This is a genomic window from Perspicuibacillus lycopersici (assembly GCF_025660475.1).
Classification (GTDB): domain Bacteria; phylum Bacillota; class Bacilli; order Bacillales; family Caldibacillaceae; genus Perspicuibacillus; species Perspicuibacillus lycopersici.
Genome location: NZ_JAOUSF010000002.1, coordinates 471,579 through 488,973 on the forward strand (window position 1 = coordinate 471,579; position 17,395 = coordinate 488,973).

The 17,395-nt window shown below is 33.5% G+C and carries 17 protein-coding genes and 1 riboswitch; of the genes, 1 reads left to right on the forward strand and 16 read right to left on the reverse strand.

Annotation, left to right across the window (positions count from 1 at the left end):
* Positions 1-64: 64 nt before the first annotated feature.
* The 4 genes from OEV98_RS06370 to OEV98_RS06385 all read right to left on the reverse strand — a co-directional run bounded on the left by OEV98_RS06370 (position 65) and on the right by OEV98_RS06385 (position 4,418).
* Positions 65-1,363 carry an ABC transporter substrate-binding protein gene (locus tag OEV98_RS06370; protein ID WP_263072387.1) on the reverse strand — a complete coding sequence of 433 codons (1,299 nt, stop codon included), beginning with the start codon at positions 1,361-1,363 and terminating at the stop codon, positions 65-67.
* A 721-nt stretch (positions 1,364-2,084) separates the two neighbouring features.
* Positions 2,085-2,666: a DUF4352 domain-containing protein gene (locus tag OEV98_RS06375; protein ID WP_263072388.1), complete on the reverse strand. Its 582-nt coding sequence runs from the start codon at positions 2,664-2,666 to the stop codon at positions 2,085-2,087.
* Positions 2,667-2,756: 90 nt separating this feature from the next.
* Positions 2,757-3,182: a helix-turn-helix domain-containing protein gene (locus tag OEV98_RS06380; protein ID WP_263072389.1), complete on the reverse strand. Its 426-nt coding sequence runs from the start codon at positions 3,180-3,182 to the stop codon at positions 2,757-2,759.
* 681 nt (positions 3,183-3,863) lie between these two features.
* On the reverse strand, positions 3,864-4,418 hold the full coding sequence (locus OEV98_RS06385; RefSeq protein ID WP_263072390.1) for a hypothetical protein: 555 nt from the start codon (positions 4,416-4,418) through the stop codon (positions 3,864-3,866).
* Between the two features lie 293 nt (positions 4,419-4,711).
* A riboswitch (cyclic di-GMP riboswitch) is annotated at positions 4,712-4,796 on the forward strand.
* Positions 4,797-4,863: 67 nt separating this feature from the next.
* Here OEV98_RS06385 and OEV98_RS06390 point away from each other — a divergent pair.
* Positions 4,864-5,220, forward strand: a complete 357-nt coding sequence (locus OEV98_RS06390) for a response regulator (RefSeq protein WP_263072391.1) — start codon at positions 4,864-4,866, stop codon at positions 5,218-5,220.
* Positions 5,221-5,621: 401 nt separating this feature from the next.
* On the opposite strand, the gene OEV98_RS06395 is transcribed toward OEV98_RS06390, so the two are convergent.
* The 12 genes from OEV98_RS06395 to OEV98_RS17775 all read right to left on the reverse strand — a co-directional run bounded on the left by OEV98_RS06395 (position 5,622) and on the right by OEV98_RS17775 (position 17,389).
* On the reverse strand, positions 5,622-5,846 hold the full coding sequence (locus OEV98_RS06395; RefSeq protein ID WP_263072392.1) for a hypothetical protein: 225 nt from the start codon (positions 5,844-5,846) through the stop codon (positions 5,622-5,624).
* A gap of 193 nt (positions 5,847-6,039) precedes the next feature.
* The gene (locus tag OEV98_RS06400) at positions 6,040-6,510 is read right to left on the reverse strand and encodes a YkyB family protein (RefSeq protein ID WP_263072393.1); all 471 of its coding nucleotides are present in this window, start codon (positions 6,508-6,510) and stop codon (positions 6,040-6,042) included.
* Positions 6,511-7,064: 554 nt separating this feature from the next.
* Complete coding sequence (locus OEV98_RS06405; protein ID WP_263072394.1) at positions 7,065-8,231, reverse strand: nucleotide sugar dehydrogenase; 1,167 nt, start codon at positions 8,229-8,231, stop codon at positions 7,065-7,067.
* A 100-nt stretch (positions 8,232-8,331) separates the two neighbouring features.
* Positions 8,332-9,351: a dTDP-glucose 4,6-dehydratase gene (gene rfbB, locus OEV98_RS06410; RefSeq protein WP_263072395.1), complete on the reverse strand. Its 1,020-nt coding sequence runs from the start codon at positions 9,349-9,351 to the stop codon at positions 8,332-8,334.
* Complete coding sequence (rfbD, locus tag OEV98_RS06415; RefSeq protein ID WP_263072396.1) at positions 9,352-10,206, reverse strand: dTDP-4-dehydrorhamnose reductase; 855 nt, start codon at positions 10,204-10,206, stop codon at positions 9,352-9,354.
* A 4-nt stretch (positions 10,207-10,210) separates the two neighbouring features.
* Positions 10,211-10,771, reverse strand: a complete 561-nt coding sequence (rfbC, locus tag OEV98_RS06420; RefSeq protein WP_263072397.1) for a dTDP-4-dehydrorhamnose 3,5-epimerase — start codon at positions 10,769-10,771, stop codon at positions 10,211-10,213.
* 19 nt (positions 10,772-10,790) lie between these two features.
* Complete coding sequence (rfbA, locus tag OEV98_RS06425) at positions 10,791-11,669, reverse strand: glucose-1-phosphate thymidylyltransferase RfbA (protein ID WP_263072398.1); 879 nt, start codon at positions 11,667-11,669, stop codon at positions 10,791-10,793.
* A 443-nt stretch (positions 11,670-12,112) separates the two neighbouring features.
* Positions 12,113-13,579 carry a flippase gene (locus OEV98_RS06430; RefSeq protein ID WP_263072399.1) on the reverse strand — a complete coding sequence of 489 codons (1,467 nt, stop codon included), beginning with the start codon at positions 13,577-13,579 and terminating at the stop codon, positions 12,113-12,115.
* A gap of 24 nt (positions 13,580-13,603) precedes the next feature.
* On the reverse strand, positions 13,604-14,812 hold the full coding sequence (locus OEV98_RS06435; protein ID WP_263072400.1) for an O-antigen ligase family protein: 1,209 nt from the start codon (positions 14,810-14,812) through the stop codon (positions 13,604-13,606).
* Positions 14,813-14,864: 52 nt separating this feature from the next.
* Positions 14,865-15,827, reverse strand: coding sequence for a glycosyltransferase family 92 protein (locus OEV98_RS06440; protein ID WP_263072401.1), 963 nt, complete (start codon positions 15,825-15,827; stop codon positions 14,865-14,867).
* Between the two features lie 2 nt (positions 15,828-15,829).
* A complete protein-coding gene (locus OEV98_RS06445) occupies positions 15,830-16,765 on the reverse strand; it encodes a hypothetical protein (protein ID WP_263072402.1) in 936 nt (311 codons plus the stop codon).
* A 51-nt stretch (positions 16,766-16,816) separates the two neighbouring features.
* Complete coding sequence (locus OEV98_RS17775; RefSeq protein WP_317633791.1) at positions 16,817-17,389, reverse strand: acyltransferase; 573 nt, start codon at positions 17,387-17,389, stop codon at positions 16,817-16,819.
* Positions 17,390-17,395: the final 6 nt, after the last annotated feature.

Consider the following 17,395-nt stretch of genomic DNA (forward strand, 5'->3'; position numbering starts at 1 on the left):
CTTAAAAGCCGATTTGTATTTAAATATCAAGAGGGGTATACCTACCCCTCCTAACCTACCGTTATTATTCTTCCATTTCACTTTCCATTGCTTCTTGACCTTTCGCTGCAGCATCATCTAGTAATCCAGGAATATCTAGACTAGCATTCTTTTCATTTCCAACGATTTGAGTCAAGACATTTACAAATTCCGTACCAGCTGTTTTGTTGAAGGCAGGATTTAATCGTTCAGGGAACATATTAATTAAATCCACACTTTTTACAAATGTACCTCTATGTGGGTCATCTGCTTGACCTGCTGCCTCTGCTGCAGGTACATATGCAGAAAGCGCATGTTCAGCTAATATTTCTTGACCGACTGTAGATAAATATTTCAAATAATCCCATGCAGCTTCTGTTTGCTCTGATTTAGAATAAATTCCATAACCAGAATAATAAATGGTTGATTTCTGTGCAGCAGGACCTCCAGGAACTTCAACAACACCAAAGTCCATTCCAGCATTCACATAATCAGCAGTTGGCCAAATTCCAGTTGGGTTCATGGCTACTTTTTCCGAAAGGAAGAGATCCGCACCTTGGAATGCCTCAGATTGTGTTGGAGTAGGTGAAATTCCGGAACGTAGCATTTCGTTAAAGAATTCAAGCGCATCCTTTGTACCGTCACTGTTCATAAAACCTTCCACTGTTTGACCATCTGGGCTGATGACATCGCCACCGAATCCATACAGCATTGGTAGCACATCACGAGTACTTGCACCTGGTAAATTGGTTCCCCATTGCACCGTTTCCCCATCTTCTTCAACCGTTAATTTTTGTGCAATTTCAAAAAAATCATCCCATGTCCAATCACTAGTAGGATACTCGATACCAGCAGCATCAAATAATTTTTTATTATAGTAAACGGCATATGTCGAATAGTCCTTCGGAAGGGTAAAATATTTACCGTCAATATTTCCAACATCTAATACTGGCTTATAAAAATCATCAATGTTTAAACCATTATCTCCTTCAATAAATGGCGTTAAATCTTCCAATGCGCCTCTTGATTGGAACATACTGATATCGCCATCACCAATTTGAAATATATCAGGAGCATCTCCACCAGCAATTTGTGTTAAAATTTTTGTTCCATAATTATCTGGAACACTTTCCACTTTAATTTCTACATTTGGATGGTCATCCATGTAGTTCTGTGCAATTTCTTGTTGCATTTTATGCCCGTCTCCACCTTCCCAGGTAGCAACACGGATAACAACCTTATCTCCATCGCCTTTACCAGAACTACCTTCATTATTACTACATCCTGCAAGTGTTAGAAGCAATAACAGACTTAATGCAACGATCCATTTCATCGTTCTTTTCATATTTTTATCCCCCTCAGTAGTTTTTTGAAAACGGCCTTCACAATTAAAGCGTTACCTTTTTTGTGAGAACACCTCCATCGAATAGATTAAGAGAATTTGGAGACACTGCATTTCAATAAATTGCTTTCAAAACGTTTTGGTGATAATGACGTAACAAATCTCTTATAGGCAAAATCAAAGGTGTTCTCCATCAATAAAACTAGAGAATTTACTATAAATCCATGATAATTTTATAGTTTTCATGCAGATAATAAAAAAGAAAGCGCCTCCATTTACAGTCAGTATAATCCAAAACGTTTCGGTAGTCAATTATTTTTTCGAAGCGTTTTCATTTTATTTTATTGTATATGCCCTGCTGATTGTGAGGAAGCAATAGGCATTTGGATGTACGATAAAGTGGATGGCAGATGTGATGAAGTGTAGTATCCATTTTGATCAATTTCCAATGATAACACGCTGGAATTAGCAAAGATATCTATGGGAGAAAGCTTGAATTGATCTTGTAAGCGTAACGAATATTCCTATAAATTATCTCATTAGGTGTTGATTAATATAGTATGTATACTTATTTAAGATTCCTGTACTGGACCTTATAAACATTCCTTTACATCCCATTCATTTACATTTGAGACTTTATTTTTCCATATAAAAACACCCCGCAGGTTAGATTTTCATCGCTAACCTGCGGGGTGCGGTACCTATTGGCTCTTTCTTGATTGTACTATTGTGGAACAACTTCGAAAGTTGCCGTTTCGTCTTCCCATGTAAAAGTAGGTTTATAGACTAGTTCGTATTTAGTGTCTTCTGGAACATCATAATATATTGTACCCATTATTTTCTTACCAGCACTAATATTTTCATTCATGAAACCATCATCATGTCCGAAGTAAGATTCATGTTGTACGCCATCAGTAGTAGAGATGGAAAGTTCTTCTGAACCGAAGTATAGAGAATCATCACTGTTATTTAGAACTTCAAATTCAATAGCTAAAACTTTTCCTTTTTCTGCTTCTATGTATTCAGCTGGTTCAACAAATTTGGCGCTCTTCAATGTTATTTGAGTATCCCCAAGTTCCACAACATCCCCAACTTTAAAAATGGATGGAGTCGTTTCTTCCTCTTTTTGAGCTGCTTCATCGCTAGTTTTACTAGAATCATCTGCAGCAGAATTTGCTGTATCTACTTTCTTAGGGCCAGCTTCTTCTTCTCCACCGCTAGTTGCAATCGCAATTACAACTATGATAATTACAACCCAGAACCACCATTTCTTAAAAAATGGTTTTTTTGCTTTTACTTCACTCATAAATTCATTTCCCTTTCTATATTTTCATAGATTATTTTTATATATATGTAATACAGGTCCAATGGCCTATAATTACCTTACATAATGTCGTTAATAGTTATATCCTTTAGTAGATTTCCTTTTGGCTATTTGTTTAGCAATTCGGATCGATGTTTCTAATGATGACTTTAATAATTCTATGTCCTCGTCTTTTTCAGACCACTGGCCGTCATAATGGGCACGTCTATCTTTACAATCTAAACTTTTTAATATACTTTCTAATTCTATAGCTATATCTCGTTCATCTTGTACATTTAGTTTCGGTAAATCATGGATTCCATTATCTCGACCGTGTAAATAGTCAGTAGAACAAATTAAAGCTACTGCTAATCGCGCGACATCATCATGGCTTGGTTCTGTATAACCACGTTCCCAGTTAGACACAACCTGAGTAGAAACATTTACTCGTTCAGCTAGTTCCGCCTGTATAAGTCTAAGTTCTTTTCTTCTTTTTCTAATTCTATCCCCAATACTCATTTCCAGTACTCTCCAAAAAACACCTTATTACCAAATAATAGAATAGCATAATTAACAAAATTAGATATAAAACTAACGGAATTTGAGAATTATATGTAAATAGCAATAACACTAACGAAAATCGTTAGTGCTACAAACACTATTAGCACAGATTAGTACTTCCCAAAGGCGATGTCAGCTATTTTCCAACCACTTGGATAATTATTGTTTTTTACTCAGACACTATAATCTTCTTCGGTTTTAAATTATACCAATATAATATAATACGTATAGAAATTTTTCCAACTAAATGATTTACTAACAGGAGTAGCTTATTGCGAAGTTTTCTGATGGCCGTTGCAGTTAAACGGAATTTATGGAGACGTGGTATCCATGATTTCCACCTTTTCTTGAAGGAAGCGGGTAATATCTTCTTTATCATAGGAATATTGGAGAAAGTGAATAGGACAATCATAATGGCTATGTTCCCTGAGTAAAATCCAAATGGATCGATTTTCATTACTTGCCACTCACTTTCTTCCAACATATGGTTGCTGCTCCATTCGTATGTATTTTTATGTCGTTTAAACTCTCCGATCAATACAGACGTTACATTATGGATGCATCCATTCTTTTTCTGTAGTTTTATCCTGCGTAATACCAATAAAAAATTCCCATCTATAAATCCTTGAATCTCTAGTTTTAATACCGATTAATCGTCGAGTCATTTGTTCGATCGTTAAAGTCTTTCATTTCTCTTCTTAGCTCATCTCGCATATCATCTATCTCATCAAGTACTTCCTGATGCTTGATTTCATCGTGTAAGCGTAAGGCGCATTCCTTCAAGTTATCTGCAAGATGATGATTTAAATAATATGTAAACTTATTGAGAATTTCTGTATTACAATATGTATCGGGAAGATTTGTTGTTTTCTCGAAGGTTTGTAACACTTCCTTCAATTCGCTAAGGAGTTGCCTTTGTTTTGTAAAGAAGAAAATTTTCCCTACTAATTTAAGATATCCAGCATACACCAAGTTCAAAATCGGAACCGCAAATAACACTCTAAATACGATTGCATAAATAAAACCAACCAACATTCGATTCTCACTACTAATAAGTGCCAATAGAATAAACAAAATAATAAACGAAATGAATTCCGGCTTATTGGCAGATCCATACTTCCGATCCAGTTTCTCATATTGTTGAGCAAGCGGCATCCCTTGAGCAATCGCCTCTTGTAATTGTGCTTTATCCATCATTTCCTCCTAAAATAGGTATAATTTTACAACATTTTAATCATACCAAAGTCGGTATATCTATAGAACTAAAATTTTCCCTGTTATTAACATATTTTCGGTGAAAATAGGAATATATCGGAAATCTAATAAAAAGAGAGTGTTTCACTTCCTCTATATAAAAAAATCCCTAGAAAAGGGACCTCTCAGGAACTTGTTACGTATGGGTAAACGATAGTCTTATCGATGTACATCACTTTTTTACAAGGAAAATTTTATAACTCGATTTACCGACAATATTCGACATGATAGAATAAGTGAATAGGCAAATTTTACGAAAGTAGAAGACGCAAAGCCACGGGCCTAAAACATTCGTGTCATGGTAGCCGGGTTGCCAGAATAATTTCTGTAATTATTTATTATTGCCTTTCCTATTTGCCTAAATATAGAGACAAGGTACTTGAATATGAAAAAAATATTATTAGCCGATGATTCGCACTTCATGAGATCTTGGTTAAAAAGAATTCTGAACGAGAATAATAAAAACCTTATCTTTTTTGAAGCCGAAAATGGATGTAGTGCTGTGCAAATGTATAAACAGCATGCACCTAATGTAGTACTATTGGATATTACGATGCCGGTTATAAATGGTTTGGAAGCACTAACAGAAATTATTCGTTTTGATCAAAAAGCAAAGATTGTCATGTGCTCTTCTCTTGGACAAGAAGCGTTAATTTTGGATTCCATAAAAATGGGGGCTAAAGATTTTGTTATTAAGCCTAATTTTCATAATTTAGTATCAATCGTTAATAAATACCTCTAGCGGGATTGGGGAAGTTTTCATTTTTCAAAATGGGAATTATACTTAATCAGTCTTAAAAACTATAGGCGGTTTATGATAAGTTTCTTCCTTTAATAACTATCAAGCATTCCAGACATGTAGACAGATAATCCTGTGAATAGGAGAAATAAACAAACGAGCAATTAACTACTTCCAGTGCTTATTTAAATATATTATGGATTGAGATATGAACTTCCATAATTGGATTTGTCGAATTTTATTGTTCCTTATTTTTCCAAATGCTGTCTTTACAAGGATGAAAGAAGTTTCAAACAAACGTTTGTTTGAAAAATTCTGTTGAAAAATGCGAGGAATGGTTTGAGTGGTAATATCTAGGCTGTTCGATTAGCTCGCTACCCAATTTATTGTCTGCTATCGAAAGGTTAGTTCAGCTGGCGATACAAATCTTGAATGGCAAGGTCAATCGCCTCTTGCTTATCTTTACTCTCGCCTTGACCAGCAAGCTCTACTTCGTCTTCCTGTTCAAATCTCGTAAATGCGACAAAGGATTGATCCTCCATTGTAAAAACTTCCACACAGATGGATACGTTTTTCTCATTAACAAAAGTAAAAGTCTCTAATTCCGATGGTTTTGGATTCATATACATTATCAATTACCTCCTGAATATATAATCATTAAAGTTAATTAATTCTCTCTTGGAAAAATAAGGAACTTTGCTTGTGAGGAGAAATTTATGTTTTGTAATTTAATGAAAAACACGAATTAAAGTAGTAGAGAAATACATATATGGTTTTGGAAAAATCAGATGACAACCAATGGTAGACTAGGTTTCCATTTGATTAGTATCGATGTGCAAGCCATTCTGTCGAATGGTATTTACTATTATTCAAATATTGAACTCGTGTGCTGTTAACATAGTCGGAAACCGTAGCTGTGTTTATTACTATGTTGCTTTCTTTCATATCAAGATAATGGAATAGTACGCTTTTAGCATTTTGTAAGCTTATATAGCATTTAGGATTCCGATAGTTTTCATCTCTATCCCCTAACAAAGGAAGGTTCTTATAATCTTCTGGGGTGGCGGGGATATGGAAATAATAATCTTCTATTTTAACTAGTACATGTTTTTTGTTTGGAAATCTTGGATTCATGGAATTATGTAATCCAATCTTTGTAGCTAAACCTTCATTCAATAGTTTCTTAATCACCCTATATTTTAATGTATAAAGATTGTTCGGATCAGTTGCAGCTTTTGCATTCGAGTTGATCTTATAAATAGCACATGCAAGTTCTCTAATTTTTGAGTCCATTAACGAAACTACACACTCCTTACGATTAAAAAGTATAGAATAGTCATTTACTCATTACATTCACTTGGCGGATGCTTGTATTCTCAAGTGCTAAATGTACTTTTAAACAATCCTTTGTTATTAAAAAAAGGTCGAACAGAATAAATAAGGCAAAAGGAAATGGAATTTGCTTTCTTACGAGAAATAAGGAACCATTGATTTTCGGAATATCATTGTTTAGGGAAAGGTAAATACGGGACGAAATCATCGCAATTCAAAGAGATTGCAACGGGGGTAAGCGATGAAACAAGGCAATCTATCTTGTATCACATGTTGTATTTTACCATAATTATAATATTTTTACAATTGTTTTATATGGAATTTTTTATTATTTATAGAAAAATTAGTTATATTTAATTAGCCATGCGAGAATGAACTATTCATTACATACTCTCTACTTAGCTAAAAAAATAGATTGCAGATAAGGTTGTTCAATGCTACCTTATTTTGTAGCCGCTTATCCACAATCTATTATAAGATTCTACTATTCTTGACAGAACATGAACTTTTTTTACTTAATCTCTACTAAAAATATCTCTAGTATATACTTTGTCTTCTACTTCTTTTAATTCTTCAGACAATCTATTCGCAACAATAACATCCGAAACTTTCTTAAATTCTTCAAAATCATTAATTACACGAGAATTAAAGAAGGTTTCCTCTGAAAGTGCTGGTTCATAGACTACTACTTCAATTCCTTTTGCTTTAATACGTTTCATCACGCCTTGAATAGAAGACTGTCTGAAGTTATCCGAATCCATTTTCATAGTTAATCTAAAGATACCTACTACTTTTGGTTGACGTTTTATGATCATATCTGCCACATGGTCTTTTCTAGTACGGTTAGCATCAACAATTGCTGCCATGATGTTATTAGGTACGTCTTCATAGTTTGCTAGTAATTGTTTAGTATCTTTAGGTAGACAATAACCACCATAGCCAAAGGAAGGATTGTTATAATGTGTTCCGATTCTAGGATCGAGTCCAACACCGTCGATAATTTGTTTCGTATCTAGTCCTCTTATTTCAGCATACGTATCTAATTCATTAAAGTAGGCAACACGCAGTGCTAAATAAGTATTGGCAAATAGTTTAATAGCTTCCGCTTCCGTTGGATTAGTAAATAATACAGGAATATCCTCTTTAATCGCTCCTTGAACTAAAAGGTCGGCAAATACTTTCGCTCTCTCGGACTGTTCCCCAACTACGATTCTAGAAGGATATAAATTATCATACAATGCTTTACCTTCTCGTAAAAACTCTGGGGAAAAGATAATATTGTCTGTTTCAAATTTCTCTTTAATCTTCTCCGTATAACCAACTGGTACTGTTGATTTAATAACCATTACTGCATCTGGATTGATAGATAGTACATTCGCAATAACTGCTTCTACTGTTCTCGTATTAAAGTAGTTTTTCTCTGGATCATAGTTAGTAGGAGTGGAGATTATTACATATTCTGCGTCTTTGTATGCTAGAAAATTATCTGTTGTTGCTGTTAAATTTAAATCCTTTGAGGAAAGATATTCCTCAATTTCATTGTCAATGATAGGGGATCTTTTGTTATTGATCATATCTACTTTGTCTTTTATTATATCAAGCGCAATAACATCGTTGTGTTGGGCTAATAAAATCGCATTTGATAGTCCTACATAACCTGTTCCTGCAATTGTAATTTTCATTTTTGTTCATCCTTCTTTCAAAGAAAGCATTTAATAGTTTGCTGTTAAAAATGAATTGTAAATATCCCACTAATGAACTAATTATATTCATTACAGAAACTTAAACATTATATTGTTTTTGAAAATAATTCTGATACTCTCCTGTAATAATTTGCTCCCACCATTCTTTATTATCTTGATACCATTGAATAGTTTGGGCAATACCTGTTTCAAATGTGTAAGTTGGTTTCCATCCTAATTGTTCTAATTTAGTTGGATCAATAGCATAACGTTTATCATGTCCCAAACGATCTTGGACAAATTCAATTAGATCCTCAGATTTACCAAGGGTACTTATTATTGTTTTTACTACTGCTAAGTTTGTCCTTTCATTATGTCCACCAACATTATATACCTCACCATTTGTACCTTTATGCAAGACTAAGTCAATAGCAGCACAGTGGTCAAAAACATGTAACCAATCACGAATATTCCTACCATCACCATAAACCGGAACCTTCTGATTGTTTAATACCCGAGATATGGTTAATGGAATTAACTTTTCAGGAAAATGGTATGGACCATAGTTATTTGAGCAGCGTGTTATGTTAATAGGTAAACCATATGTTTCATGATATGCACGTACTAATAAGTCAGATGATGCCTTACTGGCACTATACGGACTATTGGGTTGTAGTGGAGTTTCTTCAGTAAAAAATGTTTTAGGATCGAAATCCAATTCTCCATATACCTCATCCGTCGAAACATGGACAAACTTGGTTACATTTACTAGTTTCGCTGCTTCTAATAATACTTGAGTTCCTAATACATTCGTACGAACAAATATCTCTGGTTCTGTAATAGAACGATCCACATGGCTCTCTGCCGCAAAATGTACTACATAATCAAACTTTTCTTTTTCAAAAAGAGAAAGGATTGTTTCACGGTCTGCAATGTCAGCTTTAACAAAATAATAATTATCCTTTTTTTCAATATTACGATGTTTTGTTAGGTCTCCTGCATAGGTTAATAAATCTAAATTGTAAATATCATAACCAGGATATTTATTAACCATATACTGTACGAAGTTTCCTCCGATAAATCCTGCACCACCAGTTACTAATACTTTCTTCTTTGCCACTTATTTCACCTCTTGTTTTAAATCCTTCAAGTATCTACCAACAGCATCCTGCCAAGTTGGTAATGGAGTAAAGCCACAATCCTGGAGCTTTTGCTTGTCCATTTTTGAATTTTTTGGACGTAACGCACGAGTTGGGTATTCTTCTGTATGGATGGTATTTACTTTAGCATTAACTCTTGCCTGTCTAAAAATTTCCTTGGCAAATTCTGCCCAACTACAGTATCCATCATTTGTTGCATGATATATACCATATTTTTCACTTTGAATCATTTCTATTAATAGTTTAGCTAAATCTAAAGTATAAGTTGGTGAACCTATCTGATCACCAACCACACTTAATTCGTTACGAGACTCTGCTAACCTAAGCATGGTCTTAACAAAATTATTACCATTGATTCCAAATACCCAAGATATTCGAACAATAAACCAATTATCTAATAGTTTTTGTACTATTTGTTCACCTTCATATTTTGTCAAGCCATAATACCCAACCGGATCGGGTTGATCTGTTTCTCTAAATGGTGATTCTCCTTTACCATTAAAGACATAATCTGTGCTGATATACATAAATTTGGCTTTTATTACTTTCGCAGCCTTAGCTAGATTATTCGTGCCTTCAACATTTACATTCCAGCAAGTACTCATATCATCCTCTGCACTATCAACAGCGGTATATGCCGCGCAGTGTATAATTGCATCTGGCTTCATTTCTTTAACCTTTTGAAAGACTTCTTCTTTGTTTGTAATATCTAAATCTTTTGAACCAACCCCCACCATTTTAAGACCAGTTTCAAAACCTATCTTTACTACATCAAAGCCAAGTTGGCCAGTAAAGCCAGTTACCAATATTTTCATCCCATTACTCCCCAAATCTAAAATTGTTTTCAGCATCCTCAAGCAAGGGAGAATTCTCATCTTTGGCTGATAATACAGGAGGTCGATTTATTGGCCACTTAATGCTTATAGTAGGATCATTCCATTTAATTCCTCTATCGCATTCTGGAAAGTATAACTCGTCTACTTTATATTGTACTTCTACATTTTCTGTTAATGTCATAAAACCATGTGCAAACCCCTTTGGAATTAACAATTGCTTTTTATTTTCAGCAGATAATTCAATCCCAAACCATTTTCCGTAGGTAGGACTCCCTTTTCGAATATCAACTGCTACATCATAGATAGCTCCTCTTATGCAACGTACAAGTTTTGTCTGTGCCTTTGGATTTAATTGGTAATGTAATCCTCTTAATGTGCCTTTCTCTGCAGAAAATGATTGGTTGTCTTGAACAAATACTAAATTGATTCCGGCTTCCAAAAAATCCGCTTCATTATAGGTTTCCATAAACCACCCTCTGTGGTCACCAAAAACAGCGGGTTCTACAACCATAACACCTTCTAAATTAGTCTTAGTAAATTTCACCTTTCTCCACTTCTTTCAACTAATATTTAATTTGGCCATTTGCAACTTTCATTAAATATTGCCCATATCCAGTTTTGCTTAATTTTTCCGCAGATTCCCATAGCTGTTCCTTCGAAATCCATCCATTAATAAAAGCTATTTCTTCTGGAGCGCAAATCTTAATGCCTTGATGTTCTTCAACCGTCTTAACAAAGTTTGTAGCTTCCACTAAACTTTGATGTGTACCTGTATCCAACCAAGTATAGCCTCGTCCTAATAGTTCCACATCTATTTCTCCAAGTTTTAAATAAGCCTCGTTAATAGAGGTTATTTCCAATTCACCTCGGACAGATGGTTCTACCATCTTTGCAATATCAACTACCCTATTATCGTAAAAATATAAACCAGTAATTGCATAATTGGATTTCGGCACTTCCGGCTTTTCCTCAACACTAATAACTTTACCTGTATTATCAAACTCTACAACACCGAAACGATGAGGATCTTGTACGTGATATCCGAAAACAGTAGCACCTCTTTTTTTGTTTGAAGCTCTTTGAAGTTTTTTCCTCATTCCACTACCGTAATAAATATTATCACCCAAGATCATAGCAACAGACTCATTACCTATAAATTCTTGGGCAATTAAAAAAGCCTGTGCTAGTCCATCTGGACTTGGCTGAATTTTATACTCTAAATTGATACCAAATTGTTTACCATCTCCTAATAAAGAACGGAAGCGCGGGGTGTCTTCAGGTGTAGAAATTATCAATATATCTTGTATTCCTGCTAACATTAAAGTAGATAATGGATAGTAAATCATAGGTTTATCGTATACCGGTAAGAGTTGTTTACTTGTTACCATTGTTAGTGGATACAATCTTGTACCACTACCACCTGCTAGTATAATTCCCTTCATATTATCTATCTCCTTAAATTAATTTACAAACCTTAAAACCTATAAAAATAAATGATTATAATTACTATTTGTAATATAATAAAACAATTATTATTATTTCACCAAACTGCATATAAGTATAGAAGGGATTAATTTTGGAAAGAAAAACATCATTACTGTCTAAACAAAACTTCGATTTTCAAATAAATAATCGGTTATATATCAAAATTAGGAGAAGATACACTTATTAATCCGATTACTAATCAGTCCTTTCCATATGCATGCCTTTTGCACTTCATTAAAAATATTCTTTAACTTTCCTGAGAGAAGGTTTCTTTAGTTATATGACCTCATTTCCTCTTTAATTAATTTCATCGCAAATAAGATGGAGGTCAGTTGGACGTTAACTGAATATGCATAAATTACTGTCTACTATCTAAAGATACAACCAATCAAAACTGTTCTTATCTTTTTCTTGCTTTTAGAAGTATTTTATTAATTACGTTATATATATTGAACATCCCTGGATTAATACGGTTATATAGGAAAATAAGCAGACATAGTACTATCAAATATACTCCGCCAGCCAAGAATATTTTAATCATGAGAGATGCAACAGTGTGTAACTCAGGTATTCTAAATTCTCTAAATGTGACAAACATCAAAACTCCAGCTATAATAAATGGACTTGCCTCGTATACATATTTTTTTATATCCAGTTTCTTTGAAACAGCCATGATTTGTACTACACAAACACTTATTTCTGCTATTAATGTCCCAATTGCTGCTCCTATAGATTGGAACTGCGGTATTAAAAGGTAATTAGCTATCAAATTTGTTCCTGCACCAACAAATACTGAAATGATATACACTCTGTCCATCCTTTGTGGAATAAGGTACTGTGTACGTATAACATTGGCAAATGACATAAAAATGCAACTAGGTAACAACACATAAAACAAACTAATGCATTTTTCAAAACCATCTCCATAGAATAACGGAACAAATTGATTAGCGATTGTCATTATTCCAAATCCAATGGAAGTTGATAAAAACATCACAAATATGATTGATTTATTAATCAAACCATTTGCCTCATCGTTCCTTGTTCCGTTAGAATATAAATTAGCCATTCTTGGAAGCATAACTGTTCCTAAGGAATTTACCAAAGCAACCGGAATCTTGATAATCTTTTCGCTGCTTTCATAAAATCCAACCTCTTTACTTCCCACCATACTGCCTAGCATTATTTTATCCATGGTATTATATAAACTAACAGCAACTACTGGTATAAACAAAATAAGATTTGGCTTTATGTGTTGACTAATATCTTTCCATTTCGGAATTACTATATCAATACGCGATTTAATACCTAGCCACAGAAATAACTGACTTAAAGAAGCTCCCAAACTTAAAATTAACGTATACTTCCATGTGTCGTTATCTGCATTAACAAAAATGAAAATACAAATTGTTGTAACTATTTTTATGATAAAATCTCTAATTACTGTAAGCCTGAACTCTTCCAATCCGGCAAAAAACCAAGTAATATCAATACCTGCTGAAATTACGTATAATACAAGTATATAAGCAAGTGTTTTATTTGTTGCAAACCCTTGTACATAGATAACATATAATCCTGTAAAGAGTATTAACATCAATATTTGCATGACGAATATGCTGAAAAAGGTTTGAGATAATTTGGCTCTATCATCCCTCAGTGACGCAACTATTCTGTTTCCATAGTTGTTCAGTCCAAGTTTAATAAATAGCATAAAGTAATATGCAATAGAAAAAGCATAACTATATTCCCCTATTCCATCTGCACCGAGTACCCTTGAAACATAGGGTGTTGTAATAACAGGAATAACAATTGCAGCTATTTGATATATGGAATTATAAATAAAATTCAATTTTATATTTTGACTCATTTTTCACCGTCTCCAAATCACCTATTAACGAAACTTTAAGGGATTAAAATAGGTTTCTCCAAGCAGTTGGCACTCACGTGATATCCTTGATGCAACAGAAAATAAAATAATTATTTGCGGATAATTCAAAATTTCTGTGCTTGAAATTATATTAAATGCAACCATTGCAATTACCATAAGTGCTACTATTCCGTGTTTATTATATTTTCTCAGGCATTTAATCAAATAAACCTGTGCTCCTACAAAAAGAATTAGCGATATTACACCGCCATTTAATACTAGTTGCAAATAGAAATTATGACTATGGGTTGCACTATACATACCTAACAATCCAGCTAATTCCCCTTGTTCTATAACACCGTATCCTACTAACCAGTTTTTGGATATTAAATTTATAGCATTTTCCCAAATTATTACCCTATTAGAAAAAGTTAAATCCTTACCCAATACTCCTACTATCAACCAGTTGAACATTTGCAAGTATTTAGTAAAAAATACAATCATAAGCATGCCCGCCAATGAAAAACCTAACATAATCTTAGGGTTAATAACTTTACGTAAAAACGGCAGAAAGTAAAGAATCAAAATAATTGCAACACCAATCAATGCTGTTGAAGATCCTTTAATGACCAAGTTTATAATGCAACCTATTATAAGTGCTAATGATCTTCTCCAATTTTTTGTAACATTCCCATATAAGATAGCTATCCATGTCGCAGGAAATAACCATAATAAAAAGTTAGTATTATATCCTAAAAACCATTCACTAGATAAACCATAAGCTATAGATTTAAAACCGTACATTCTATCTGGAAATACTATAAGTGTTAACACGTTTATATATATACATAGTTCTACGTGAAGCATCAATACTTTTGAGACTACTTTCATATTTTCGCCAAATATGTACACTACATATAATGTACATATAATTAATAGCATACTGTGCAGACTATCCAATATCTCTGCACCATTGATCATAGTTGCGATAAAAATCCAGAGCTCTGAAAAAATTAATAATTTCATCGCTCTGTGCATTTTTAATTTTCTCTTTATCATTGCTAAAATCGCATATACATATAGAAAAAATTCTGAAGCATCATATAACCTAGCGAGAAATACTCCAAAGTACCCAACACTAATGCTGCTTGGCTGAAAACATGGCATAAGTAGGAAAAAGAGAAGTATATAATTAACTGAAATTATCTTGCTACCAATTTTTACTCTTGTCATGCCATATCCCATTCCTTTTTCGATGTTCGATACTCATAATTTAACTTGTTCCTTACTCATGATGATTTATCTTTCCCTTCAGCTTTATAAGATATTTATAAGCATGATAGTCCACACGTTGGCATTTCATATCGTGATACCAGAAATAGTCTAAAGTATGGAATCCCTCTGCATGAACTCCTCCACCGCGCTTTGACTTCTTTTCCACATATTCATTATAAGACTTAACCACATAATGATTTATTTGTATGGGCATGTCTTCATTAGGAACAGGATGGATTCCATACAAACACTCCTTGTTAAAGCAATTCACCGGAGGTAGCATCGTTCTCCTATGTTTTCCCCACATGAGATGCATATACTGGTTCTTCTTATAGTTCTGATCATATTCGTATGAAGTATTAAAGAAATATTTTCCTATATTTGCATATTTTTTCCAACCAATTATGAAATCTTCTGTGATGAGTCCATTAACATCCCTATTAATGATTCCAGAGGAGCCCATATATTTCCAATAAACAATCACAACCGGACGGTTCTTTTCAAAAGGCATTAAAAATTCTCTAACTGTATCCATTTTATTTGGGATAATATACTCATCCAGATCAATGAAAGCAATCCACTGTGTTTCTGAGCCAAACCGTTCTACGCAATCTTTATATGCCTCCATTTGACCTTGTGGGATGGGCCAATCTATTAAGGTTACTTCACCATTATTTATATAGGGAGTAAGTATTTCCTCGTATTCATCCTCAGAAAAATTGTTATATAAATAGAAGTGGTCAATTCCCACTATTTTATGAAATTCAATCCACTCTTTTAAGTATTTTCCTTCATCCCTGAAAATAGCACAAATTGAAACATAGAACTTCTTCTCTTTTTTGTTCCTCGGGTGGATAAAATTGAGTAGCAACTTATAGTACGGCGTCATTACCAGTGACGCTGTTTTTTTAATTAAATACCTAAACTCATTTATAGGTCTGTCAAAGATTAGATACCTATTTTCCTTAATCATTTTTATCTGTTTCCTCCTTTGAAGAACCTTGCGAGTTTCTTTAAAGCTCTACTGGTATACAAAACTACTATCCTTTTTTGCACTCTTGCGACTGAGTAATATACTTCCATCAACTCTTTACTATTTGATAATTCATATGAACACGGTTTTTTCAGAACAATATAAGAAAAGTAAAGTTCTGCAATAAAACTCAATATACAGTCCTTCACGTGCCTATATGTGTCCAATGAAATATAATTTTGTCTATATAAGTCAAGTATTACAGAAGGATACTCCACAGCAAATGCAAAAAAAAGGTTATACTTTCCTTTCTTTGTATTATCTGTTTTAATTTCATTAAATAGGTTTTTATTATCAACTATATATTCATCTCGATTTTTTTTATCAAACAATATGGTAAGATGTGGAAAAAGTTTATTATACGGGATATCCTGTTCCAACGATAAGAAATCTTCTTTCCATACACCTAAACCTGCAGACCATGATGAGTAATATCCCATTGCTTTCACAAATTCATTAAAGTTCTGTAGAGGCAGATAATTTTTTTTCAATGATCCGTTTGCAAAAAAAGTAATTGGTTTTCTATCAGAATGATTCTGGACAAATCTTATCAAATATTCAAGTGAACCTTCTACTAAAACTGCTCTATGATTTACAAACTTTATAAAGTAGCCATTTGCCAGTTTGAAAGATTCAATTTGATTTTGAAACTGAATAGCATCAGTTTTCTTGTAAATAAGATTACTATAGTTTCTAGAGAATTCTCTTATCTTGCTTTCAAAATCAAAATTATTCCCATTGTCCGTAATAACAACTTCAAACAAAGATTCTTCTATTTTCTGTTCATAAATGCTATTTAAAACCGGTATTACCCATTCCAATACTCCATTTGTGGGAATACACAACGACAACAATGGGCGTCCTATACTTTCTGCCATAAAACACTTCCCCTATCGACTCTCTAATACTGCTATCCTATATTAGTAATTTTAATACATACCTATAGTTTGAATTACCCTCGCTGGTGTCCCGACTGCAACACTAAAAGGAGGGATATCCTTAGTAACTACCGAGTTTGCACCAATTACGCTATTCTTTCCAATTGTAACACCTGCCATAACCGCAACACCCTCACCAATCCAAACATTTTCTTCAATTATTACTGGCCCCTTAGAATATAGTTTTCTTTTGCTCGGAGGTATTTGTAGGGTTTCTATACAGGTATCTCCGTGTCCATGGTCAGTAATAAAAACCTTACTAGCAATTAAAACACCTTTCCCAATTACAACCTTATTAATGCACGCAATATGCACATCATAATTAATGGACACGTCATCCCCTATCATTATTTCAGGAGTGAATTTATCATTTCCTAATGAATCTATTGCCTCTAATTGCAATCTTGGTTTAGTTCTTATATTATCTCCTGCTGTTATATAAGATTCACCCGATAATACAAAAGGAGATTCAAAAATAACTCGAGTACCACATTTTCTGAATTTCAACTTCCTTGGATAAAATACAATTCTGTTTTTTATTGCTTTCAGATACTTAAAAAGCATGTTATT